Source organism: Geobacter grbiciae (assembly GCF_018531165.1).
GTDB lineage: Bacteria > Desulfobacterota > Desulfuromonadia > Geobacterales > Geobacteraceae > Geobacter > Geobacter metallireducens.
Map to the genome: position 1 here is coordinate 40,235 of NZ_JAHDIW010000011.1, position 21,324 is coordinate 61,558.

Sequence of the window (21,324 nt, forward strand, 5' to 3'; positions counted from 1 at the left end):
GCCCCCGCCACACAAAAAGCCCGCGAGACGACTCGCGGGCTTTTTCTTGCTAGGGCCTTAACGCTGTGCCGACGACGGGGCAGCTCCCTCAGGCGGCGGAACAATGGGTCTTCAGGCAGCCAACGTGAACTGCCCCACCAGAACCTGGAGGTCCTCGGCCAGCCTGGCAAGCTGCTCCGCGGCCTGCGCCGACTCCTCTGCTCCCCGTGCCGTGTGCCCGACAACATCGGTAATCTGCCGGATATTCTCGCTGATTTCGCAAGTGGTGGCGGTCTGCTGTTCGCTGGCCGTGGCAATCTGGCTCACCTGCATGGTAACGCCGCCGATCTGCTCGAGGATCGACTGGAGCGCCTCACCGGACAAAGAAGCGTCGGTGGTCCCCTTTTCCACCTCCTGCACCCCTTCCTCCATGGATGTTACCGCCCCTTTGGTTTCTCCCTGGATGGCCTTGATCATCTGGGCGATTTCCTTGGTGGCTTTGGTGGTCCGCTCAGCCAGCGCCCGCACCTCGTCGGCGACCACGGCAAAACCGCGGCCCTGCTCGCCGGCCCGAGCCGCTTCAATGGCGGCATTCAAGGCAAGCAGGTTTGTCTGGTCGGCAATATCCTCGATGGTGCCTACGATTTCTCCGATCTGGTCGCTCCGCGCTCCGAGGCTCCCCACGGCCTGGGACGATGAGCGGACCCGGTCGGCAATCCGGTTCATGACAACGAGGGTCTCCTGAACCACCGACGAGCCTGTTTCCGCCCGCGCGTTGGCGTGGCGGGAGCTCTCGGCGGCCATGGTGCAGTTCTGGGCGATTTCCGCCGATGTGGCGGCCATCTCCTCACTGGCAGTGGCCACAGTTGCGGCTTGCTGGGCAACTTCCTCAGCACCGGTGGACATCTGGATGGCAGTGGCGTGGAGTTGCGTTGCGGCAGCAGTCACCTGGGAAGCATTCTGGGTAACATGTCCGATAATCTCGTTCATTTTCTCCGCCGTTGTGTTCACTTGGCGGGAAAGAATTCCCATTTCATCGCCGGTGTCAACTTCGGAGCGGGCGGTAAGGTCTCCGGATGCCACCCGGCTCAAGATGGCGAGCACCGTATTGAGGGGGCGGCTGATGGAGGCGGCAATGGCCCCCCCACCGGCAAGCGCCAGGAGAATGGAGACAATCATGACCACTGACATCTCCACAAGGGCACGCCGATAGGACGCCATATCTTCCGCATACATCGCTTTGCTATCCTTAACATTGGCGTCCACAAGGGAAGCGATGATTTTTGCCGGATTGCCGTAAAGCGGGGCAACACTCCCGGTTGCAAACGCCACGGCTTCGGCGCGGGAAGCGGCGTCTCCGGATGCAGCGGCCGAACGCGCCATCTCTGCGAGTTTGGCCCCACCCGCCACATAGGCATCGTACCCATTCTTGAATTCCGCAATCTGGGCCTTCTCCGCATCGGTTATGCCGGATTTCAGAAACTGGTCAAGGGACTCTTTGATCGAGGCCGCGCTTTTCTTGAACTCGCCTTCCTTCTGCTCAATCTTGCCGGCATCCGTCAGTGCCAGCATATACACCAATGCGAGCCGCATCTGCAGGAAATCACTTTTCATTTCAGAAACTTGGGCAATATGCTCAATACCGGAGCTGATATTCCCCATATGCTTGGACAAGCCTCGCATATTGACAAGACCGAATCCCCCGACCACTATGAGCGAGAGGCACACTCCGCACACCATGATCAGCAGCTTCGCCTTTACTTTGAGATTGTTCCAGAAACTCATACAGGAACCCCTTTCAGCAGTGATATTGCAGAGATGAGAAGAGCTTTAACTCACATTCAATCCTCTCCACTCCGTTCCTTATCGGACAGGATCTCCGCACCTTGAGCGTTAAATGGAAAAAAATTGCAAAACACCGGTTCTACTAATATGCAAGATGTCTCAGCGAATAACCCCATGAACCATTGGGCACATGAAATCATCCATTGTATTTTCACCCCACTTTTTATAGGATTTCTTGTCTTTACCGGCAACAGCCCCAAAGGAATGAAACATGATCACACGCCTCCCGGCCGAATGGGAAGAGCAGGACGGCGTCCTCCTCGCCTGGCCCCACGCGGAAAGCGACTGGCTCCCCTGGCTTCCCATGGTGGAACTGGTCTTTGCCCAGATAGTCAAAGAAATCGCCCGTTTCGAAACCGTGCTCATTGTCGCTGCCGAAGGGGAAAGGACTTCCGCCATTCTCTCCGCGGCAGGAGCATCGATAGAGCGGGTGCGAATAGTGGAAATTCCCACAAATGACACCTGGGCAAGGGATTTCGGCCCACTCACCGTGGAGCGTGACGGCAGTCCCGTGCTCCTTGACTTCGGATTCAACGGCTGGGGGTTGAAGTTCGCCGCAGACCGGGACAACCTCATTACCGGCCGTCTTCACCGGAACGGCGCTTTCGGAAATACCGCGCTGGAAACCGTAGGCCTCATCCTGGAAGGAGGAAGCATCGAGAGCGACGGTAAAGGGACGATCCTGACCACCGCCGAGTGTCTCCTGAACCCCAACCGCAACCCCCACCTGTCGCGGGAGCAGATCGAGATCAGCCTGAAGGAGCAGTTCGGCGCAGACCGTATCCTCTGGCTGGAAAACGGCTGGCTGGCCGGCGACGACACCGACTCCCACATCGATACCCTGGCACGGCTCGCCCCCGACGACACCATCGTCTACGTCCGGTGCGACGACGCCACCGACGAGCATTATCCGGCCCTCTTCCTCATGGAGAAAGAGTTGAAAGCGATGCGAACGAGTGAGGGAAGCCCCTACCGCCTGATTCCGCTCCCCTGGCCACGCCCTTGCCACAACGAGGATGGTGAGCGGCTTCCGGCCACCTACGCCAACTATCTGGTCATAAACGGCGCCGTCCTGGTTCCCACCTACGGCGACCCCGGCGACGATGCAGCCCTGGCGGCCATCGGCCAGGCATTTCCGGGCAGGGAGATCGTCGGCATCGACTGCCGTCCCCTCATCCTCCAGCACGGGTCACTGCACTGCGTGACCATGCAGATACCAAAAGGAGTGCTTCCATGAAGAGCTTGACCGTCGGCCTCGTGCAGCAGAGCTGCACCGCCGACAAAGACCTGAACCTGGCCAAGAGCATCGAAAACATCCGCAAGGCGAGCGCCCTGGGGGCGAAGCTGGTGGTGCTCCAGGAGCTGCACTGCGGCCCCTATTTCTGCCAGAACGAGGAGACCGGCCACTTCGACCTGGCCGAGGAGATCCCCGGCCCCACCACCGAACTCCTGGGGGGAGTGGCCAAGGAATTCGGCGTGGTGCTCGTCTCGTCCCTCTTCGAGAAGCGGGCGCCGGGGCTCTACCACAATACCGCCGTGGTCTTCGAGAAGGACGGGACCATCGCGGGTACATACCGCAAGATGCACATCCCCGATGATCCCGGCTACTACGAGAAGTTCTACTTCACCCCCGGCGATCTGGGGTTCGAGCCGATCCGGACCTCGGTCGGAAAACTGGGAGTCCTTGTCTGCTGGGACCAGTGGTACCCCGAAGCGGCCCGTCTCATGGCCCTTGCCGGGGCCGAGATACTCATCTACCCCACCGCCATCGGCTGGGACCCCCGGGACGAGGACGAGGAGAAGGTCCGCCAGAAAGAGGCTTGGATCACCATCCAACGGGCCCACGCCGTAGCCAACGGCATCCCGGTGGTGAGCGTGAACCGGGTGGGTCACGAGCCCGACCCCTCCGGCATCCTGCCGGGGAGCCAGTTCTGGGGCTCCAGCTTCGTGGCCGGCCCCCAGGGGGAGATTATCGTCCAGGCGGCCAACAGCCACGAGGAGCTTCTCATCACCGAGATCGATCTGGCCCGCAGCGAGGCGGTGCGCCGCATCTGGCCGTTCCTGCGGGACCGGCGGATCGAGGCGTACGGGGATCTCCTGAAGCGCTACCGGGACTAACCGCCATGGCACTTCAGGACAAGGAACTCCTCGAAGCCCTCGCCAGCACCAAGATTCTCACCTCCATGATCACGCCGGCGGTGCTCATCTCCGCCGCCGGCACCCTCATCTTCTCCACCTCCAACCGACTGGGGCGGATCTTCGACCGGGTGAACAGCCTCAAGGGCGAGCTGGAGGCGGTACTGGCGGGGAAACTCTCCCACGCCGATGAGCGGCTCGCCGTAATCCGCACCCAGGTGGAGATCCAGCACATCCGGGCCGGACTCATGCAGAAGGCCCTGTCGGCCCTCTACACGGCCACCGCGTTTTTCATTGCCGCGAGCCTCGCCATCGCCTTCAACGTGGCCTACGGCAGCTCTGCCACCAGCTGGATTCCCACGGCCCTGGCCCTGGCAGGAGGACTCTTCCTCTTCGCCGCCAGCGCGCTGCTCCTCTACGAGAGCCGCTACAACCTCACCTTCATCAACCGGCATATCCGGTTCATCAAATACTTGGAAGACCGCCACGAGGAGGAACGCGGCAAGCACACTTGATCCCACACGAAAACGGGGAGCGGGCATCGCGCCCACTCCCCCGTCATGTTTTCTATTCCCTACAACCTGCTGCAGGATTACCCCTTGCCGTACCGCCGGGCAAATTCCTTCTCGCCCAGGCGCTTGCGAAGGGCCTGACCGTAGAGATCCTCATATTTGGCTGCCGCATCCTCCCAGGTGAAGCGCTTGGCCATGGCATTGGCAATGAGCCGCTCCATGGCGTCCTTGCGGTGGTACCAGGTGTGGACCGCCCAGCCGACGGTGTCGAAGAGCGCCCCGGCGTCGCGGCTCCAGAACTTGAAGCCGGTGCCGGCAAGGGTCTTATCGTCGAAGTTCTCCACGCTGTCGTCGAGCCCCCCCGTGGCCCTGACGATGGGAAGGGTGCCGTAGCGGAGCGAATACATCTGGTTGAGGCCGCACGGCTCAAAGGCGCTCGGCATGAGGAAAAAGTCGGCCCCTGCCTCGATCTGGTGGGAGAGGGGGTTGTTGTACCCCACGTGGAGGTTGAACTTCTCCGGATAGGCGTTCTTGATATCGCCGAAATAGAAGTGGGTCCAGGGCTCGCCAGCCCCGAGCATGACGAACTGGACATCGAGGGCGAGGATGCGGTGGATCGCCTCGGCCAGGATGTCGACCCCCTTCTGCTTCACGAGCCGCGACACCATGCCGAAGAGGGGGACGTCGTCCCGTTCGGGAAGCCCGAAGGTCCGCTGGAGGTCCCGCTTGCAGAGTTTTTTTCCCGACCGGTCGGCGGCCGAATAGCGGGCTGCGATGTAGGGGTCCACCTCCGGGTTCCAGTCGTCGTAGTCGACCCCGTTCAGAATGCCGTAGAGGTCGGCCGCCCGCTCCCGCACCACCCCGTCGAGCCCCCAGCCGTATTCGGGGGTCTGCATCTCCCGGGCATACCCCTCGCTCACGGTATTGAGGACCGTGGCGTGGTAAAGCCCCCCCTTGAGGAGGTTTGTCTCGCCGTTGTTTTCCAGCCCCAGAAAGGTGAAGTGCTCCCAGCCGATGCCGAGGACATCCATGAGCCCCTCGTAAAAGTTCCCCTGGTGCTGCATGTTGTGGACGCTGAGGACCGTGGCCTTCCCACCAACGTAGGGATCGGCGGCATAGGTGGTATTGACGAGGACCGGGATGGCCGCCGTATGCCAGTCGTGGGCGTGGAGGAGGTCCGGCTCGAAACCGATCATCTTGGGGAGCTCCAGGGCCGCCTTGGAGAGGAAGACGAAGCGGTTGTCATTATCGAGATATCCCTCGTTGTTCACCTCGTAGAGACCGTCACGGTCATAGTATCCCTCATGCTCCAGGAAATAGACCGGGACGTCGCTTCCCGGAATCCTCCCTTCCCACACGCCGCAGTACTGGTTGCCGATGATCCCCATGGGAACCACGAGCACGCCGGGGAGCTGCCGCAGCCCATAGCGCTCCCGGTCCACCCTCCGGTAGCGGGGCATCACCACCCGCACGTCGTGCCCCATGCGGGCCAGGTGCTTCGGCAACACCCCCACCACATCGGCGAGCCCCCCCTCCTTGGCAAAGGGGACGCACTCTGAGGCGGCCATGAGGATCTTCAGTTTTTTCATCGATGGGAACTCCCTCGTTACAATAGAAATCGATAGCAAACTTGTGAATTGTACCCCGAACCGTTATCCCCAGCCAAGGCAAAACATGGTGCCGATTCATTCTGCCGTTGGTGCGGGAGGCGTTCTGTGGTATCACTCGAAAGAGAACCGAACAAGGAGAACCGATCATGACCGACATCCCCAAATCCTCGGGCGAACGCTTCATCGAACGCATCATGGGGGAGCTGGACCCCTCGTCTGAGCGCTTCCAGGTGCTGGAGACCGCCAAGCGCTTCAAATCATCGTGGGTAGAACTGGGGGACCGGCTCCTGGCCGTCAGCTCACGGGACCTCTACAAGGAATGGGGCTACGGGAGCTTCGAGGATTACTGCACCAAGGAGATCAGGATCAAGAAGGAGACGGCCCAGAAGCTGACTCTCGCGTACCGCTTCATGGAGAGGAACGAGCCGGAGCTCATGGCGCGCCGCGAAGAGCCCCGCCCCTTCCCCGACTACCGCTCCATCGACCTCCTGCGCCAGGCCCGGGAGGAGAAGGGGTTCTCCGACGAGGAGTACGCGGAGCTGCGCAAGAGCGTCGTGGAGCAGGAACGGAGCCACCCCACGGTGCTGAAGCAGTTCAAAGAGGTGGCCAAGACCCGGGAGGAACCCGTGAGCGACCCGTCGGTCCCCCTGAAAGCGGCCCTCGGCGCGGCGCGACGCCTCGACACCGCCCTGCGTGGGGTAGAGGAGCTTCCCGGCGACTACCGGGAGATGGTGGAGCGTCTCATTGCATCTCTGGAAGAAGAGCTGGAGGGGCTGCAGGTGGTCGTGGAACACCGCGCATAAGAAAGCCAAGACGGCATAAACGCGAAGAGGCGACGGGAAATCCCGCCGCCTCTTCTGTTTTTCAGGTTTTTCCCGGTCCCGATCCCCGGTCCCGGGTCCCTGCCTTAATGCTTTTGTTCCACCGCACTCTTGGCCGGACCGTTCATCCGGATGGCCGCGGAGAACTCCATCCAGAAGATCAGGTAGATGGAGATCATGAGGGAGAGGCCGATGTTCTGGTTCTCCACACCAAGCGCCTTGGCAAGAACCGGCGAAGCGAAGCCGGCGCCGAGGTTCCCGGTAAACCGCTCCAGGAAGTAGAATGCCACAAGGGTCAGGGCAGTACCGACAAACATGATGGCAAGGCCACGGCCACGCTTCATCCAGTACTTGGGAGAGAAGCCGAACATCCGCATGAAAATCACGACCCAGATGAGCCAGACCGAGTAGTCGACTGCCGCGTCGGGGAGGGCAAGCTTGCCCTTCACCAGGAAGAGCTCAAGCACGGTCACGGCGCCCAGGAGGATAAACATCCAGGAGAACTTCTCGTTGGCCTGGGTCTGCCACTGGCGGCTGTCGGGAGCCGACGTTTCCTGGGCGGAGTGGGCATGGGTTCCCAGGGCAGAGAAGAGGATCGCGAACCAGATGCCGGCATTATGGAACAGAAGCGATGCGTGGTTGCCCGCCACGTTGGCGATGCGCGACATGGGGTCGGTGGCGAAGTCGGCGGTGATCCTCATCAGGAAGAGGTTCACGACAATCGAGCAGCAGGTAATGACCGCAAGGGTGAATATCTTGCGCGGCAGCAGATACGGGTCGACCCGGTCAGGGAAGCCAAGTATGAAAGCGAACCAGATCAGGTACATGATAAGGGGGATGCCGTAGCAGATCCCGTAAACCGAGTTGCCGGCAAAATCGCCCGCCTGGGCATAGATTTCGTAGTTGTTGCTCTTGTCGGCGTCGGTGTTTACGGCCTTGACCACGTCCTTGGCCATCAGCTTCACATGGGGAAGAAGCCCCATGGCGTACCAGCCGTGGTCTCCCTGGGTGGTGTCTACGACCCAGTACTGGTCGCCCATCATCTCGTCGAGCCCCTGGAATATTCTCATGCTGAAGGCGGCGCAAAGGGCCACCACCACGAAGAGCAGGATTGCGTTCTTGATTGACATTGGCATGGCTATTCTCCTAGTTCTTATGGGTTGTCCAGAACATGGACACCGCATTCGCCGCGAACAGGCCATAAAGCCACATGGTGTTCCAGGCCGGTCCGCTCCAGTGGCTCCCGTGGCCGCCCCCCACAACCCCCGAGGCGATGAAGAGACCTATCATGGCAGTGCCGGCCACCATGGCTACCGCACGGAGGATGGCGCTGTTGCGCCAGGTGTGCCGCTCCAGTTGCTCAATCCTAGCCAGCAGTTCAAGCTCTCTTTCGCTCATCTCTCTTCTCCTTTACCAAAGAAATAACCGTTAAGGCCGCCACAATCGTCAGGGCATACAGGATATACGGTCCATCAAGGTGCAGACTCAGGTTGTACAGCATGACTTCCTCCTTTTATTGCTCAACACTTTACCGGTGTAAGTACCTCGTGGGGAAACCGTTCCGACAGTTCCTGGTACTTCATGCACTCGCGGTACCGGCAGCTGCAGAACTTGATGATCATGTTGACGTCGTGGGGTGAGATGTAACCGCACCCCACGTCGCAGATGTCATCGCTCTTGCCGTAGAAGGGGCAGACAATTCCGTCCTTCATGGGAACCTCTATCACTAAACCGTTTCGGTTTTTCTGCCGCGCATGGGAGGAGTGCCGGTTCATCTGGTCGTCACCATCCCCGGCTCCGACCCATGCTTTTCGAAGGAGTAACTGATTTTGGTAAGAGCAACCTGTATACCAAATCGGTGAAAATATTTTTACAAACCAAATATCACGTAATTACAAATACTTAAAAACAGTATTCAGTTCACTGTGAACCGAAAGCGAGGAGAGATATCTAACGGTGTTTTTGCAGGCATGCAAGGAGAGAAGTGGCGGCGAGGCGGAGAGAGGCGGCTACGGAGACCGTCAACAGAGCATAACACATTGACATTGCTGTCATTTACAACATTGCGGCCCTTCCCCTCGCAGGGGTGCGAGGGGGATTCTTCGGGGTTTTGCAAAAATGCAAAGATGAGAGAGGGAGCTGGAGCTATTCTTCGCGGCGCAGGTTGTACTTCTTCATTTTCCGGTAGATGGTGGCCATGTTCATCCCCGCCTCCCGGGCGGCGGCCTCCACGTTGCCGTGGTTTTTCCGCAACAGTCCCCGGATGTAGTCCATCTCGAAGCGGGAAAGGGCCTGGGCGTAGGCACCCTCCTCCCCTTCCGCCTCCACGGCCGGCTCGTCCTGTGGCTCGGGAAGCTCGATGAACTGGGAGAGGACCGACAGGGTGATGTAGTTGCCGTTCTCCATGGCGGTGCAGGCCTCGATCACGTTCCTGAGCTGGCGGATGTTGCCGGGCCAGGCATAGCCCACGGCCGCTTCCAGGGAGTCGGGTGACAACCCCTTGATGGCGGTGTCGAATTTCTTGTTCTGCTGGGCAATGAAATGGGCCGCCAGGAGCGGGATATCCCCCTTGCGCTCCCGCAGCGGCGGGAGATGGAGGTTCACCACGTTGAGGCGGTAGTAGAGGTCCTCCCGGAAGGCGCCGCTCTTGACCCCTTCCCGCAGGTCGGCGTTGGTGGCCGAGATGATCCGCACGTCCACCTTGGTAGGGGTGGTGTCGCCGATGCGGAGAAACTCCTGCTCCTGGAGGAAACGGAGAAGCGTCTTCTGCACGTTCATGGGGAGGTTCCCCACCTCGTCCAGAAACAGAGTCCCCCCGTCGGCCGCTTCCAGAAGCCCCTGGCGGTTTTCCTTGGCGCCGGTGAAGGCCCCCTTGCGGTAGCCGAAGAGCTCGCTTTCCAGAAGCGTCTCCGGCAGGGCACCGCAGTTGATGGCCACGAACTTCTTCTCCTTGCGGACCGAGTTGTAGTGGATAGCCTGGGCGATGAGCTCCTTGCCGGTCCCCGACTCGCCGGTGATGAGCACCGACGTGTCCCGGATGGCGATTTTCTCCACCTTCTCCAAAACCCCCTTGAGCCCGTCCGAGGCGCCGATTATGTTGTCGAAGCGGAACTTACCCACCAGCTTCTCGCGCAGCTCCCGGTTCTCTTCCAGAAGCTCGGTGTGCTTGAGGGCGTTTTTCACCCGGTAGAGGAGCTCCTCGGGCTCGAAGGGCTTGGTCAGCATGTCGTAGGCACCCCGGCGCAGGGCCTGGATCGACATCTCCACCGTGGCGTAGGCGGTGATCATGATGACCGGAATCGTCGGCTCCTTGGCCTTGATCCGCTGGAGCACCTCCAGACCATCCATCCCCGGCATCTTGATGTCCGAGACCACCAGATCCCAGTCGCCGGGCCGAAACTCCTCCACCGCCTCGAAGGAGCGAGTGTACCCCTTCACGGCGTAGCCGCTGTCGAGAAGCACGGCCTCCATCATCCGGCAGAGCCCTTCTTCGTTGTCGATGAGCATGATGCGCTTGTTTTCGGACACTCTCTACCCCTGTGGAAAAAATTCGTTCCTACCGGCCGTCACAGCTCGTCCCGGTCCACCGGCAGCTTCACAATCACGTCGGTTCCATTCCCCACCTCGCTCAGGATGCTGATCTTGCCATGGTGCATCTCGATGATCTGCTTCGTGATGGCAAGGCCGAGCCCTGTCCCCTTGGCCTTGGTGGTGAAGAAGGGCTCGAAAATCTTTTCGATGTCCTCGGCGGGAATTCCCGCCCCGTTATCGCTGAAGACGATGGTCACGTACCCCTCGCCGTCCAGGAACGATTTCACCGTCAGGGTCCCTTCCCCGGACATGGCGGCTCCGGCGTTCAGGATCAGGTTGATGGCCACCTGCCTGATCTGGTCGCCGTCGACCATGACCCGGGGCAATTCGGGGGAGAAATCCTTCACGACGGTCACGTGGTGCATGTCGGTGTGATTGGCGGCGAAATCGACAATCTGCCCCAGCAGGTCGTTCACGTCGGTCCACTCCAGGGCCGGCTTGGGGGTGCGGGCATAGGAGAGGAGATCCTGGACGATCTTCTTGCACCGCTTACTCTCCCGCTTGATCTCGTGGATATACTTGTAGTTGGGATCATCCTCGCTGGTTTTCCCCTCGATGTAGGAGGCGTAGCCGAGGATGACCCCGAGGGGGTTGTTGATCTCGTGGGCCACTCCCGAAGAGAGGACACCGAGGGACGCCATCTTCCCCTGCTGGGCGAGGCTTGCCTCCATCTCCTTGTTCTGGCGGATCATGGCGGTCATCAGGTTGAAGGCAGAGGCCATCTCGCCCAGCTCGTCCCCCGCATCCACCTCCATCTGCTCGTCGAGCCGCCCTTTCTTCACCTTGCGGATCACGTCGATCATGTGCATGATGGGCTGGGTGAAAATCTTGGCGGCCAGGAAGACCAGCCCGGTGGCTACAACACTCGTGACGATGGTCAGCAGCGTCATGGAAGCCGCGATCCGACCCCGGATCTTGTTGGCCTCCCCGTAGAACTCGTCCTCGTAGGAGCCGACCGCCACAATCCATCCCCACGGCTTGAAGTAGTCGTAGCGGACGATCTTCATCCGCGGGTTCTTTTCCCCGGGGTTGAGCCAGGGATAGCGGATCCAGCCCCGCTTCTTCTCCACCATTTCCTTGATGAACTTGTGGCCGCTGGAATCCACGGCGTTGAGGAAATTCTTCCCCTCCCCGCCGGGGTGAACGGTGAAGTTCCCCTTGTCGTCCATGCAGAAAATGTAGCCGGTATCCCCCACCTTCTTGCTCTTGATCTTATCCTTCAGCTCCTGGAACGAGCGGCGCTCAAAGGCGAGGTCTTCGTAGGTCTCCTCCAGGTAGCCCCCCGAGGCGATGATCCAGTCCCACTCCCGGAAATAACGGTAGGCAACCACCTTGTTGCGGGGATACTTGTCGCCGAGCACCGGGTTGCGCCAGGGGTAGACGATGTAGAGGACCTCCCCCGGCTTGGACTTCAGGGCGTTCTCGCACATGATCCGGATGAAGGGGCGGCCGTTCTCGTCCTTCTCCTCGTAGACGTTCTCCCCCTCCCGGGCGATGTGCACCTCCAGATCCCCCTTGGTGGACATGGCGTAGATGTAGCCGGTCGTCCCCACGTTGACCCGTTTCAGAGCCTTGCGGGCCTCTTCCTTGGCGGTTCGGAGGTCGACCTTGCCGCTCTTGTACTGGCGATGCTGGGCCTCCACCATGTTGTAGGCAAGGGTGGTGAGGGTGGCCAGTTCCAGGTTGGTGCTCCGCTGCTTGTCCTGCTTGTATACCTGGAACTGCTGGTAGTGGGAATTGAGGAGGTCGATGGTGAAACTGGCCATGTGGGCCAGGTCGTCCTTGCTGGTCTGAGTGATCCCCCGGTACGCCTGTTGGGTTGAAATGTAGCTGATGACCCCACCGACCAGAACGATCGGAACCGTCACGAGGGGGAGCACCAGCACCAGCATCTTCCAGCGCAGCTTCAGGTTGTTCATGAAGGCAAAAAAATAGCGGCGCACGGGGTCCCCTGTCCTGAAAGTTAGCGAAGTCAAAGGACATACTATGTATACGTCATAAAAAAATCCAGTATTATTTGCAGAATTGCGAAAGCGTTACGGGGAAATCTGAAACGGGAGGCGGCGAACCCCATGGGGGGAACAGCGGGGGGATTTCAGCGGACTTTCAGGTTCTCCTCGACCGCCGCGGGCAGCAGGGGATGGGCGAAGTAAAACCCCTGCACTTCGTCGCACCCCCGCTCCTTGAGCAGCTCCAGTTCATCCTCATGTTCGACCCCCTCGGCCAGGACCCGCAACCCCAGGCTGTGGGCCATGGCGATAATGGCCTCGACAATGGCCCGGTCGTCCAGGTCCTTGACGATGTCCCGGACAAAGGAGCGGTCGATCTTGAGGCGGTCGAGGGGAAAGTGCTTGAGGTAGCTGAGGGAAGAGTAGCCGGTGCCGAAATCGTCGATGGCCAGGTGGATCCCCCGGACCTTCAGGTCGATGAGGGTCATGATGGATTCCTGGGCTCCGGCCATGAGGGAGCTTTCGGTCAGTTCCAGTTCCAGGAGTTCCGGATCAAGCTCCGTTTCCTCCAGGACCCGGTCGACCATGTCGATGAACCCCGGCTGGTTGAACTGGTACCCCGACACGTTGACCGCCACCCGTACCGGCGGAAGCCCCGGCTGCTGCCACTGCCGGCACTGGAGGCAGGCGGTCCGCAGGACCCACTCGCCGAGCCGCCGAATGAGTCCGGTCTCCTCCGCCACCGGGATGAAACGATTCGGGTAGATAAGCCCGTCTTCGGGATGCTGCCAGCGCACCAGGGCCTCGAAACTGAAGACCCTTCCGCCGCGTAGCTCTATTTGTGGCTGGTACTCCAGGAAGAACTCGTCGTTGGCGAGGGCACGGTGGAGGCTCCCCTCAAGGTAGCGGCGCTCCCGGGCCTCGCGGTTCAGCTCCTCGGAGAAGAAGCTGAAGGCGTTTCGCCCCTGCTCCTTGGCCGCGTAAAGGGCCATGTCGGCGTGGGTCAGGAGGGTGTCGCCGTCATCGCCGTCACCGGGGGAGAGGGCAATGCCGATACTCGTCGAAATGAACAACTCCTTGTCGTCGATCTCGAAGGGGGTGTTGAGCAATTCGAGAATGGAATGGGCGAGGCTCCCGGCGCTCCTCTTGTCGCGGAGGCCGGTAACCAGAAACACGAACTCGTCGCCGCCGAGCCGCGCAAGAAACTCGGTGGGACGAAGATTGTCGCCAAGCCGGGCGGCAACGGCCACCAGGAGCTGATCGCCGTAGGCATGCCCCAGTGTGTCGTTGATGTCCTTGAACCGGTCCAGGTCGAGGAAGAGAAGGGCGATCATGTCGCCGTCGGTGCGGCTCCGCCGGATGGCCTGGGCGAGCTTGTCCTGAAAGAGGCTGCGGTTGGGGAGCCGGGTAAGGGGGTCGTAGAAAGCCAGCCGGCGGATCTCCTCCTCGGACCGCTTCCGCTCGCTGATGTCATGGGCGATGCAGACAATCCCCACCACCTCGCCGGTGGGGCTTCTCATGACCGCTCCGGAAACGGAAACCGGGATGGCGGCACCATCCCTGGCAAGGTAGATGAGTTCCCGTTCCGGCACCTGCCCCCGCTCGGCCATTTCACGCAGGAGTTCTCTCTCCTCCGCACCGCCGGCGACAATCCGGCCGAAGGGACTCCCCAGGAGTTCGTTCTCGCCATAGCCCAGGATGGTACAGAGGGCCGGATTGACGCTGATGATCGTCCAGTCGGTGGAGAGGATGACGAGGGCGTCGGCCATGGACTGGATCACGTTGTCGAGGAAGTTCCTCGCCGTGACGATCTCGTTCTTGGTGAATTGCAGCTCCCCTGTCATCCGATTGAAGGCGGCGGCGAGGGTGCCGATCTCGTTGCGGGCCGTCACCTCGACCCGCGTATCGAGAAGCCCCTGCCCCACCTGTTCGACGCCGTCGCGGAGAAGCGCTATGGGACGGGAAATGGAAGCGGCGACGAGGGACCCGCCGCCGATGGCGAGAACGAGGGCAACCAGCGAGGCCACGGCAATGGTGAACTGTGCTGTTCTGATCGCTTGCCGCACCTCGGCCTTGGCGGCGTCGAGTTCCTCGCTTTTGTGGGCAAAGGCCTGACTGACCGCTGCAAAGAAGGCCCCCTCCTCCCCCCGTGACCGCTCACGAATGCTGCGAAGCTCAGCCTCCGGGGCTTCCGACAGGACCAGCCGCAGATGCACCCTGCTCGTTTCGAGAAGCCTTCGCCCGGCCCGATCCACATCGGCCACCAGAGGGCGCTCTTCGGGGTCGAGGGAGGAACTCAGCGACTGCAGCCGTGCGAGGGCCTCATCAAGGGTCTCGATTCCTGACGAGGCCAATACAATCGAGTCCCCTCGCCGCGCGGCATCGCCCCTCTGTTTCACGATAAGGGTATGCTCGGCGGATGAGGAAACGATCCGAAGACCGGCAAAGCGGAGGTCCTCCAGCGTCCTGAGGAGAGGAAAAACCTCCTCGGCCACCCGGTCGAACTCTCCGCTGATTTTGGTAATGGCACGGCCGCCGAAGTATCCCACCAGCGCGGTGAGCAGGGCGAAAATGAAGCAACCCGCCGTCAACGTGGTCCGTATCCGCATGGTGTCCGACTATCCTTTCCTTGCCCGGTGCGTGTCCATGGGGACAAACAGCTCCTCCCCGAACTTCACCTATACTATTATATCGGCAAAGAATCGAAACTTTTTACTCCCAAAGGGGAAAAGTTTGCCAATGCCCCGATGGTCTGACCATGACGCAAAACGCCCCGGAACCGTCGGAGCATACCGAGGATCCCGGGGCGAGAACCGTGCTGCTTAAATGGGTTCAGCCGTTGATGAGCCGGTCCATCTCCGCGATGAGGTCGTCGGCCTCCTCCAGGCCCACCGAGAGGCGCACGAGCGTGTCGCCGATGCCGCGGGCGGCCCGCTCCTCGGGAGGCATGGCCGCATGGGACATCCTGGCCGGATAGGAGATGATGCTCTCCACCCCGCCGAGGCTCACGGCGAAGGCGGCCAGCTTCATCCCCTCCAGGAGCCGGCGGGTAACCTCCAGGGAGTCGAGGGCAAATGAGAGAACCGCGCCGGGACCCGAGCTCTGGCGGGCATGGATTGCATGGCCGGGGTGGCTCGGAAGGCCGGGGTACAGCACCCGGGTCACCCGCTTCTCTCCCGCCAACCACGAGGCGATGCGGGTCGCGCTCCGCTGGCTCTCCTCCATCCGCACCCGCAGGGTCTTGAGCCCCCGGAGCACGAGCCACGAATCCTGGGGGCCGAGGATGGCGCCGAAGGCATTCTGGATGAAGCGGATCCGCTTCCCCAACTCGGGGTCCTTCACCACGGCAAAGCCGCAGATGACGTCGCTGTGGCCGTTCAGGAACTTAGTCCCGCTGTGGAGGACGATGTCGCACCCCACCTCCAGGGGCCTCTGGAGGTAGGGAGTCATGAAGGTGTTGTCCACAAGCGTTATGGCGCCCCGCTCCCGGGCGATGCGGGCCGCGCCTTCCAGGTCGGTGATCTTGAGGAGCGGGTTCGACGGGCTCTCCAGGAAGAGCCCCTTGGTCTCGGGCCGGAACGCAGCGGCGATGGCGTCCAGATCGGTGGCATCCACGAAGGTGGAGGTGATGCCGAGGCGGCTGAAGAGTTGGGTCAGGACCCGGAACGTCCCCCCGTACACATCCTCGCAGACCACCAGGTGATCCCCCGGCGAGAAGAGAAGCAGCACCGACGAGATAGCCGCCATCCCCGAGGCGTAGGCAAACCCGCGAGTTCCTCCCTCCAGTTGGGCAATGGTCTCCTCCAGGGCCTCCCGGGTGGGATTGTCTGAACGGGCATAGTCATACTTGCCGAAGTGATCCACCGACTCCTGGCGGAAGGTGGAGGTCTGGTAGATGGGAATCGAGACCGCCCCGGTAGTCGGGTCGGTGTCATGGCCGGTATGGATGATGCGGGTGCCGAATTTCATACAATATTCCTTTCGATAAGCGATTTGAAAGCCTTTACCGGTCCCCGGTTCCCGATCCCTGGTCCCCGCCTTCAAACGCCTGGGCCAGGTCGTCGATCAGGTCGTCCGAGTCCTCGATCCCCACGGAGAGGCGCAAGAGCACATCGTTGATCCCAAGCCGCTGCCGCAGTTCGGGCGGAATATCGGCATGGGTCTGGACCTGGGGGAAGGTGATGAGGGTTTCCACCCCGCCGAGGCTCTCGGCGAAGGATATCACTTCCGTCTTCAGAAGCAAACGCTCCACGAGCGCATGCTCGTCCACCTCGAAGGCAATCATGGCGCCGAAGCCCCGTGCCTGGCGGGCAAGGAGTTCATGGCCCGGATGGTCGGCGAGGCCGGGGTAGTAGACCTTCCGCACCCGCGGATGATTCGACAGCCACCGGGCGACCCGCCCTGCGTTCTCCTGCTGCCGGTCGAGGCGCACCGAAAGGGTCTTCATCCCCCGGATGGTGAGCCAGGAATCCTGGGGGCCCAGGACCGCACCCACCGAGTTCTGGAGGAAGTAGACCCGCTCGGCCAGCTGCGGGTCCTTCACCGCCACGAGGCCGGAGACCGTGTCGTTGTGGCCGGCCAGGTACTTGGTGGCGCTGTAGACGGTGATGTCGGCCCCATGGTCGAAGGGACGCAGGAGATAGGGGGTGAGGAAGGTATTGTCCACGATGTGGAGAAGCCCCCGCTCCCGGCAGAGGGCCGAGAGGGCCGCGATGTCGGCTACCTTGAGGAGCGGGTTGGTGAGGGACTCCACGAAGAGGGCCTTCGTCTCTGGGCGGATGGCGGCACGCACTGCCTTGATGTCGCTCGTGTCCACGTAGGTGAAGGAGAGCTCGTACTGGGTGAAGATCTGGTCGAAGAGACGACAGGTACCGCCGTAGAGATCCTCGGTCACCACCAAGTGGTCCCCCTTCTTGAAGAGGAGGAGGAGATTGGCGATGGCGGCCATCCCCGAGGCGTAGGCGAAGCCCCGGGCGCCTCCCTCCAGGCGGGCGCTCCCCTCCTCCAGGGCCTGCCGGGTGGGGTTGCCGGAGCGGGTATAGTCGTAGCCGGTGCTCTGGCCGAGCCCCGGGTGCCGGAAGGTGGCCGTCTGGTAGATGGGGACCGTCACCGCGCCGGTGCGGGTGTCCCACTCAAGTCCGATCTGTGCTGTCTGGGTTGCGATGTTCATAGTGGTTTTGCCTCCTGAATGAAAAAATCCCCTTCCGGGGTGCGGAAGAGGATTTTTCGCCGTTACGGCGGCAACGCTCTTCCTTATCTCCCGGAACGTTGCCGTTCCGCAGGATTTGGCACCGTCCCCTTGCGGGGGGTTGCCGCGACGTCATAGGGCCAGTCCCTCGGTCGCTCGTGATAAGAAATGAATCTATTCAGTTGTCAACCGACTCTATTGTTAAGCTATTTGCTAAAGATACCTGAAAGAAACTCTAGCAAAGGAGTCATATATCGTCAACCTATTTTTTCACATCACTTTACCCGACAATACCGCCAGCATTTCGTCGTGGATAAGGCCGTTGGAAGCCAGAATGCGGTGGTCGTCGATGGCAAAGGGCTCGCCGGCATGGTTCGTCACCCACCCCCCCGCCTCGGTGACCAGGAGCTGGCCGGCGGCCACGTCCCAGGGTTTCAGCTTCACCTCCCAGTAGCCGTCGAGACGGCCGGCAGCCACGTAAGCCAGATCGAGGGCCGCGGCTCCGGCCCGGCGCACGGCCCGGGCGGCAAACTGGAAGCTGAAGAAGTTGGCGAAGTTGTTCTCGTTGTCGCGGGTCCGGTCATAGGGGAAGCCGGTGGCGAGGAGGCACTGCTTGAGTGGCTGGCGGGACGAAACCCGGATGGGCCTGCCGTTCACGAAGGCCCCCTCTCCTTTCACGGCGGTGAAGAGTTCGTCCATGACCGGGTGGTAGATGACGCCAAGCCTCACCTCGCCGTCGATCTCCAGGGCGATGGAGACGCAGAACCAGGGGAAACCGTGGGCGTAGTTAGTGGTGCCGTCGAGGGGGTCCACGATCCAGCGGTGAGGGGACATCCCCGCATCCAACGTCCCCTCTTCGGCCAGAATGCCGTGGCCCGGATGGGCCCCGCGGATAGTGGCGACGATCAGGTCCTCGCACGCCCGGTCCACCTCGGTGACCAGATCGATCTCCCCCTTGAAGCGGATATCGTGCTCCTCCCATAGCCGCTGCCGCTGGATGGCGCCGGCGCTGCGCGCGGCCCGGATCGCCGTCTCCAGAAATTCCTTCATCATGATTCCCCCGTGCCTTTGTGTTTATCCGCAAGAATAACACGGAGCAACGGAGCAACTGAGTAAAATCCGAGAAGAAAATCCTTTTATATTCTCATTTCAGTATCACACCCACCGGGCGAGGCAGGATTTCGGCCCGACGTATTGATTTCTCTGTTGCTCTGTTGCTCTGTGTTATTCCAACTGCCCTTTTCAGGATAATACTATTCAGCAACGGGAAAGGTCAGGGTGAAGGTGGTCCCCTCTCCCACCACGCTCTTCACGGCGATGGTGCCGCCGATTCCTTCCATGAGCTTGCGGGTGATGAAGAGGCCGAGGCCGGTCCCCTCCCCCGGCTCCTTGGTGGTGAAGAAGGGGGTAAAGATCCGCTCCAGGGCGTCAGGGGGAATGCCGGGACCGGTGTCGGCCACCTGCACCGTAACGGCCGTCTCGCTCTCCTGAACCGTCCGCAGGAAGAGAGTTCCCCCCTCACCCATGGCCTGGAGGGCGTTCATGACCAGGTTGATGATGACCTGCTTCACCCGGTTGGCGTCGGCGGCGATGAAGGGGAGCCGGTGGTCCAGGTCCTCGATGACGCCGATGGACCGCTTCCCCGCCTCGAAGCGGAGGAAGGTCATGACCTCGCCGATGACCTGGTTCGCATCCGCCTCGGCCCGCCCCCCACTATCCCGCCGGGCAAAGGAGAGGACCCCCTTGGTCAGTTCGGCCAGGCGGTGGGCCTCCTCGTTGACCCGCTCCACCATCTCGCGGACGAACTCGGGCAGTTCCTCCTCCCGGAGAATCATCTGGGTGGCCGAGACGATGACCGACAGGGGGGTGTTCAGCTCGTGAACCACTCCCGCCGCCATCCTCCCCAGTTCCGCCATCTTCTCGTTGAAGGCAAGCAGTTCTAAGAGCTCCCCTTCCACGTTGCCGTTGTCGGAGAGATATTTCGCCAGTGCATCCGCCATGGGTCCTCTGGTGCAGACCGGTTGAATAGGGTGCCTCATACCTTGTAGGCACGAGACGTGCCAGAAGTACCATTCATATTATCAACAAGTTACAAAGCAATCCCAGCAAACAGGGCAAAACATGCACACCATTTAGGCAGCAAAGCGCCCACAATTGAGGCACAAAGAAAGCCGCCCCGATAGAGGCGGCTTCAAATGTTGCGAGTGAATCGGCAAAACGCTCAGTTGTAGGCCGACTCGGAATGCTGGGTCTGATCGAGCCCCATGATCTCGTCTTCCTTTTCCACGCGGAGCCCGATGGTCTTGTGGAGGACAAAGGCAATAACAAGGGTGACGATGAAGGCATAGGCGCCGGCGGCCACGACTGCGATCACCTGGGTGAAGAACTGGGAGACATTGCCGGAGAGGAGCCCCGTGGCGCCGACGGTGGCGAAGATACCGGTGGTAAGGGCGCCGAAGGTCCCCCCCACGCCGTGGACACCGAAGGCGTCGAGGGAATCGTCGTACTTGAGCTTGGCCTTCAGCAGCACGCCACCATAGCAGACCACGCCCGCCGCAAGTCCCATGAGGATGGCGGCGCCAGGTTGCACAAAACCGGCAGCGGGGGTAATGACGACCAGGCCGGCAACGACACCGGAACCGAAACCGAGAGCGGAAGGTTTGCCCGCGTGAATCCATTCCGCGATCATCCAGGAAAGGCCGCCTGCAGCCGGTGCGATGGTGGTGGTGGCAAAGGCGAGACCGGCCAGCCCCCCCGCCGCGTCGGAGCAGTTGGCCCCGACGATGGCGGAACCGGCGTTGAAGCCGAACCAGCCGAACCAGAGCATGCCGACGCCGAGCATGGTCAGTGGCAGGCTGTGGGGCGCCATCCGCTCGTGGGGGAAGCCATGCCGCTTGCCGAGAAAGATGAGGAACGCCAGGGCCGAGATACCGGAAGAGAGGTGAACGACGGTGCCGCCGGCGAAGTCGAGGGCTCCCTTCTTGAAGAGCCAGCCGTCGGACATCCAGACCCAGTGGGCCAGGGGGTCGTACACCAAGGTGGTCCAGAGAAGCACGAAGACGCAGTAGGCGGAAAACTTCACCCGCTCGGCCAGGGCGCCGGAGATGAGGGCGACGGTGATCATGGCGAACATGCACTGGTACATGGCGAAGACGTACTCGGGGATGGCACCCGGCGCGGTCGGCACGTTCTGGAAGAGGGCGTAGACCGGGTTGCCGTCCTTGAAGGTGATGAGGCCGTTCAGAAGCGCCTTGCTCAGGTTGCCGAGGAGGCCACCCCCAATGTCAGGGCCGAAGGAGAGGGAGTATCCGAGCACGGCCCACTGGACCCCGACGATCCCCATGGCGACAAAGGAGTGCATGATCGTCGAGAGGACGTTCTTGCCCCGGACCATGCCGCCGTAGAAGAAGGCGAGTCCCGGAATCATGAAGAGGACCATGGCGGCGGAGACGAGCATCCAGGCGGTGTCGCCGGTATTGAGGACCGGATCGACGTTTTTCGGGGCGGCAGGGGTGGCCGGAGCAGCGGCGGGCGCCGCGGCGACTGCGGGTGCCGGGTCAGCCTTCTGGGCCGACGACAGGGAAGCCTGAGCAGGGGCAGCGGGCTTCGCTTCCTCGGCCAGGAGGGCGACCGGGAGCGAGAGAGCGACGATTGCCAGCAATGCGACAAATGATAGTTTAAACTTCATTGGTT

Annotated in this window: 18 protein-coding genes and 1 riboswitch; of the genes, 4 read left to right on the top strand and 14 right to left on the bottom strand. The window is 61.4% G+C overall.

The features are described 5' to 3' along the window. Positions 1 to 111: 111 nt before the first annotated feature. Positions 112 to 1,764, bottom strand: coding sequence for a methyl-accepting chemotaxis protein (locus KJB29_RS13270; protein WP_215734959.1), 1,653 nt, complete (start codon positions 1,762 to 1,764; stop codon positions 112 to 114). Positions 1,765 to 2,035: 271 nt separating this feature from the next. On the opposite strand from KJB29_RS13270, the gene KJB29_RS13275 reads away from it, so the two are divergent. From KJB29_RS13275 to KJB29_RS13285, 3 genes are read left to right on the top strand one after another with little or no spacing between them, the layout of a single operon-like run. Next, entirely contained in the window at positions 2,036 to 3,061 is a 1,026-nt protein-coding gene (locus KJB29_RS13275) for an agmatine deiminase family protein (protein WP_215734960.1), read from the top strand. Further along, on the top strand, positions 3,058 to 3,942 hold the full coding sequence (locus KJB29_RS13280) for a carbon-nitrogen hydrolase (RefSeq protein WP_281412951.1): 885 nt from the start codon (positions 3,058 to 3,060) through the stop codon (positions 3,940 to 3,942). Before KJB29_RS13275 ends, KJB29_RS13280 begins: the two co-directional genes overlap by 4 nt. Positions 3,943 to 3,947: 5 nt before the next feature. Then, complete coding sequence (locus tag KJB29_RS13285; protein ID WP_215734961.1) at positions 3,948 to 4,475, top strand: DUF2721 domain-containing protein; 528 nt, start codon at positions 3,948 to 3,950, stop codon at positions 4,473 to 4,475. Between the two features lie 77 nt (positions 4,476 to 4,552). Here the strand turns inward: KJB29_RS13285 and glgA are convergent, their stop codons facing one another. After that, positions 4,553 to 6,061: a glycogen synthase GlgA gene (gene glgA, locus KJB29_RS13290; protein ID WP_215734962.1), complete on the bottom strand. Its 1,509-nt coding sequence runs from the start codon at positions 6,059 to 6,061 to the stop codon at positions 4,553 to 4,555. 167 nt (positions 6,062 to 6,228) lie between these two features. Here glgA and KJB29_RS13295 point away from each other — a divergent pair, with 167 nt between their 5' ends. Further along, the gene (locus KJB29_RS13295) at positions 6,229 to 6,885 is read left to right on the top strand and encodes a hypothetical protein (RefSeq protein ID WP_215734963.1); all 657 of its coding nucleotides are present in this window, start codon (positions 6,229 to 6,231) and stop codon (positions 6,883 to 6,885) included. A 104-nt stretch (positions 6,886 to 6,989) separates the two neighbouring features. Here KJB29_RS13295 and KJB29_RS13300 read toward each other — a convergent pair whose 3' ends face one another. The 12 genes from KJB29_RS13300 to KJB29_RS13350 form a co-directional block, all read right to left on the bottom strand. Beyond that, positions 6,990 to 8,039, bottom strand: a complete 1,050-nt coding sequence (locus tag KJB29_RS13300) for a hypothetical protein (RefSeq protein ID WP_215734964.1) — start codon at positions 8,037 to 8,039, stop codon at positions 6,990 to 6,992. Positions 8,040 to 8,049: 10 nt separating this feature from the next. Then, a complete protein-coding gene (locus KJB29_RS13305; RefSeq protein ID WP_004514096.1) occupies positions 8,050 to 8,301 on the bottom strand; it encodes a hypothetical protein in 252 nt (83 codons plus the stop codon). Then, positions 8,282 to 8,404, bottom strand: coding sequence for a hypothetical protein (locus KJB29_RS19580; RefSeq protein WP_004514095.1), 123 nt, complete (start codon positions 8,402 to 8,404; stop codon positions 8,282 to 8,284). The genes KJB29_RS13305 and KJB29_RS19580 overlap by 20 nt, the downstream gene beginning before the upstream one ends. Before the next feature lie 19 nt (positions 8,405 to 8,423). Further along, positions 8,424 to 8,615: a hypothetical protein gene (locus KJB29_RS13310; protein WP_004514094.1), complete on the bottom strand. Its 192-nt coding sequence runs from the start codon at positions 8,613 to 8,615 to the stop codon at positions 8,424 to 8,426. A 433-nt stretch (positions 8,616 to 9,048) separates the two neighbouring features. Further along, complete coding sequence (locus tag KJB29_RS13315) at positions 9,049 to 10,431, bottom strand: sigma-54-dependent transcriptional regulator (RefSeq protein ID WP_215734965.1); 1,383 nt, start codon at positions 10,429 to 10,431, stop codon at positions 9,049 to 9,051. A 38-nt stretch (positions 10,432 to 10,469) separates the two neighbouring features. Next, the gene (locus tag KJB29_RS13320; RefSeq protein WP_215734966.1) at positions 10,470 to 12,437 is read right to left on the bottom strand and encodes a cache domain-containing protein; all 1,968 of its coding nucleotides are present in this window, start codon (positions 12,435 to 12,437) and stop codon (positions 10,470 to 10,472) included. A 152-nt stretch (positions 12,438 to 12,589) separates the two neighbouring features. Continuing rightward, positions 12,590 to 15,052: a putative bifunctional diguanylate cyclase/phosphodiesterase gene (locus tag KJB29_RS13325; protein WP_215734967.1), complete on the bottom strand. Its 2,463-nt coding sequence runs from the start codon at positions 15,050 to 15,052 to the stop codon at positions 12,590 to 12,592. 223 nt (positions 15,053 to 15,275) lie between these two features. Further along, complete coding sequence (locus KJB29_RS13330) at positions 15,276 to 16,412, bottom strand: trans-sulfuration enzyme family protein (protein ID WP_215734968.1); 1,137 nt, start codon at positions 16,410 to 16,412, stop codon at positions 15,276 to 15,278. Positions 16,413 to 16,446: 34 nt separating this feature from the next. After that, positions 16,447 to 17,613 carry a trans-sulfuration enzyme family protein gene (locus KJB29_RS13335; RefSeq protein WP_215734969.1) on the bottom strand — a complete coding sequence of 389 codons (1,167 nt, stop codon included), beginning with the start codon at positions 17,611 to 17,613 and terminating at the stop codon, positions 16,447 to 16,449. Between the two features lie 80 nt (positions 17,614 to 17,693). Then, positions 17,694 to 17,799, bottom strand: a riboswitch (SAM riboswitch). A gap of 102 nt (positions 17,800 to 17,901) precedes the next feature. After that, on the bottom strand, positions 17,902 to 18,681 hold the full coding sequence (locus tag KJB29_RS13340) for an inositol monophosphatase family protein (protein WP_215735038.1): 780 nt from the start codon (positions 18,679 to 18,681) through the stop codon (positions 17,902 to 17,904). A 203-nt stretch (positions 18,682 to 18,884) separates the two neighbouring features. Continuing rightward, positions 18,885 to 19,631, bottom strand: coding sequence for a sensor histidine kinase (locus KJB29_RS13345; RefSeq protein ID WP_215734970.1), 747 nt, complete (start codon positions 19,629 to 19,631; stop codon positions 18,885 to 18,887). A gap of 221 nt (positions 19,632 to 19,852) precedes the next feature. Then, the gene (locus tag KJB29_RS13350; RefSeq protein ID WP_215734971.1) at positions 19,853 to 21,319 is read right to left on the bottom strand and encodes an ammonium transporter; all 1,467 of its coding nucleotides are present in this window, start codon (positions 21,317 to 21,319) and stop codon (positions 19,853 to 19,855) included. Positions 21,320 to 21,324: the final 5 nt, after the last annotated feature.

Excerpts from the sequence above, each read along its gene's own strand:
- KJB29_RS13270 (WP_215734959.1), bottom strand. The coding sequence starts at position 1,764 with ATGAGTTTCTGGAACAATCTCAAAGTAAAGGCGAAGCTGCTGATCATG.
- KJB29_RS13275 (WP_215734960.1), top strand. The coding sequence starts at position 2,036 with ATGATCACACGCCTCCCGGCCGAATGGGAAGAGCAGGACGGCGTCCTC.
- KJB29_RS13280 (WP_281412951.1), top strand. The coding sequence starts at position 3,058 with ATGAAGAGCTTGACCGTCGGCCTCGTGCAGCAGAGCTGCACCGCCGAC.
- KJB29_RS13285 (WP_215734961.1), top strand. The coding sequence starts at position 3,948 with ATGGCACTTCAGGACAAGGAACTCCTCGAAGCCCTCGCCAGCACCAAG.
- glgA (WP_215734962.1), bottom strand. The coding sequence starts at position 6,061 with ATGAAAAAACTGAAGATCCTCATGGCCGCCTCAGAGTGCGTCCCCTTT.
- KJB29_RS13295 (WP_215734963.1), top strand. The coding sequence starts at position 6,229 with ATGACCGACATCCCCAAATCCTCGGGCGAACGCTTCATCGAACGCATC.
- KJB29_RS13300 (WP_215734964.1), bottom strand. The coding sequence starts at position 8,039 with ATGCCAATGTCAATCAAGAACGCAATCCTGCTCTTCGTGGTGGTGGCC.
- KJB29_RS13305 (WP_004514096.1), bottom strand. The coding sequence starts at position 8,301 with ATGAGCGAAAGAGAGCTTGAACTGCTGGCTAGGATTGAGCAACTGGAG.
- KJB29_RS19580 (WP_004514095.1), bottom strand. The coding sequence starts at position 8,404 with ATGCTGTACAACCTGAGTCTGCACCTTGATGGACCGTATATCCTGTAT.
- KJB29_RS13310 (WP_004514094.1), bottom strand. The coding sequence starts at position 8,615 with ATGAAGGACGGAATTGTCTGCCCCTTCTACGGCAAGAGCGATGACATC.
- KJB29_RS13325 (WP_215734967.1), bottom strand. The coding sequence starts at position 15,052 with ATGCGGATACGGACCACGTTGACGGCGGGTTGCTTCATTTTCGCCCTG.
- KJB29_RS13330 (WP_215734968.1), bottom strand. The coding sequence starts at position 16,412 with ATGAAATTCGGCACCCGCATCATCCATACCGGCCATGACACCGACCCG.
- KJB29_RS13335 (WP_215734969.1), bottom strand. The coding sequence starts at position 17,613 with ATGAACATCGCAACCCAGACAGCACAGATCGGACTTGAGTGGGACACC.
- KJB29_RS13340 (WP_215735038.1), bottom strand. The coding sequence starts at position 18,681 with ATGAAGGAATTTCTGGAGACGGCGATCCGGGCCGCGCGCAGCGCCGGC.
- KJB29_RS13345 (WP_215734970.1), bottom strand. The coding sequence starts at position 19,631 with ATGGCGGATGCACTGGCGAAATATCTCTCCGACAACGGCAACGTGGAA.
- KJB29_RS13350 (WP_215734971.1), bottom strand. The coding sequence starts at position 21,319 with ATGAAGTTTAAACTATCATTTGTCGCATTGCTGGCAATCGTCGCTCTC.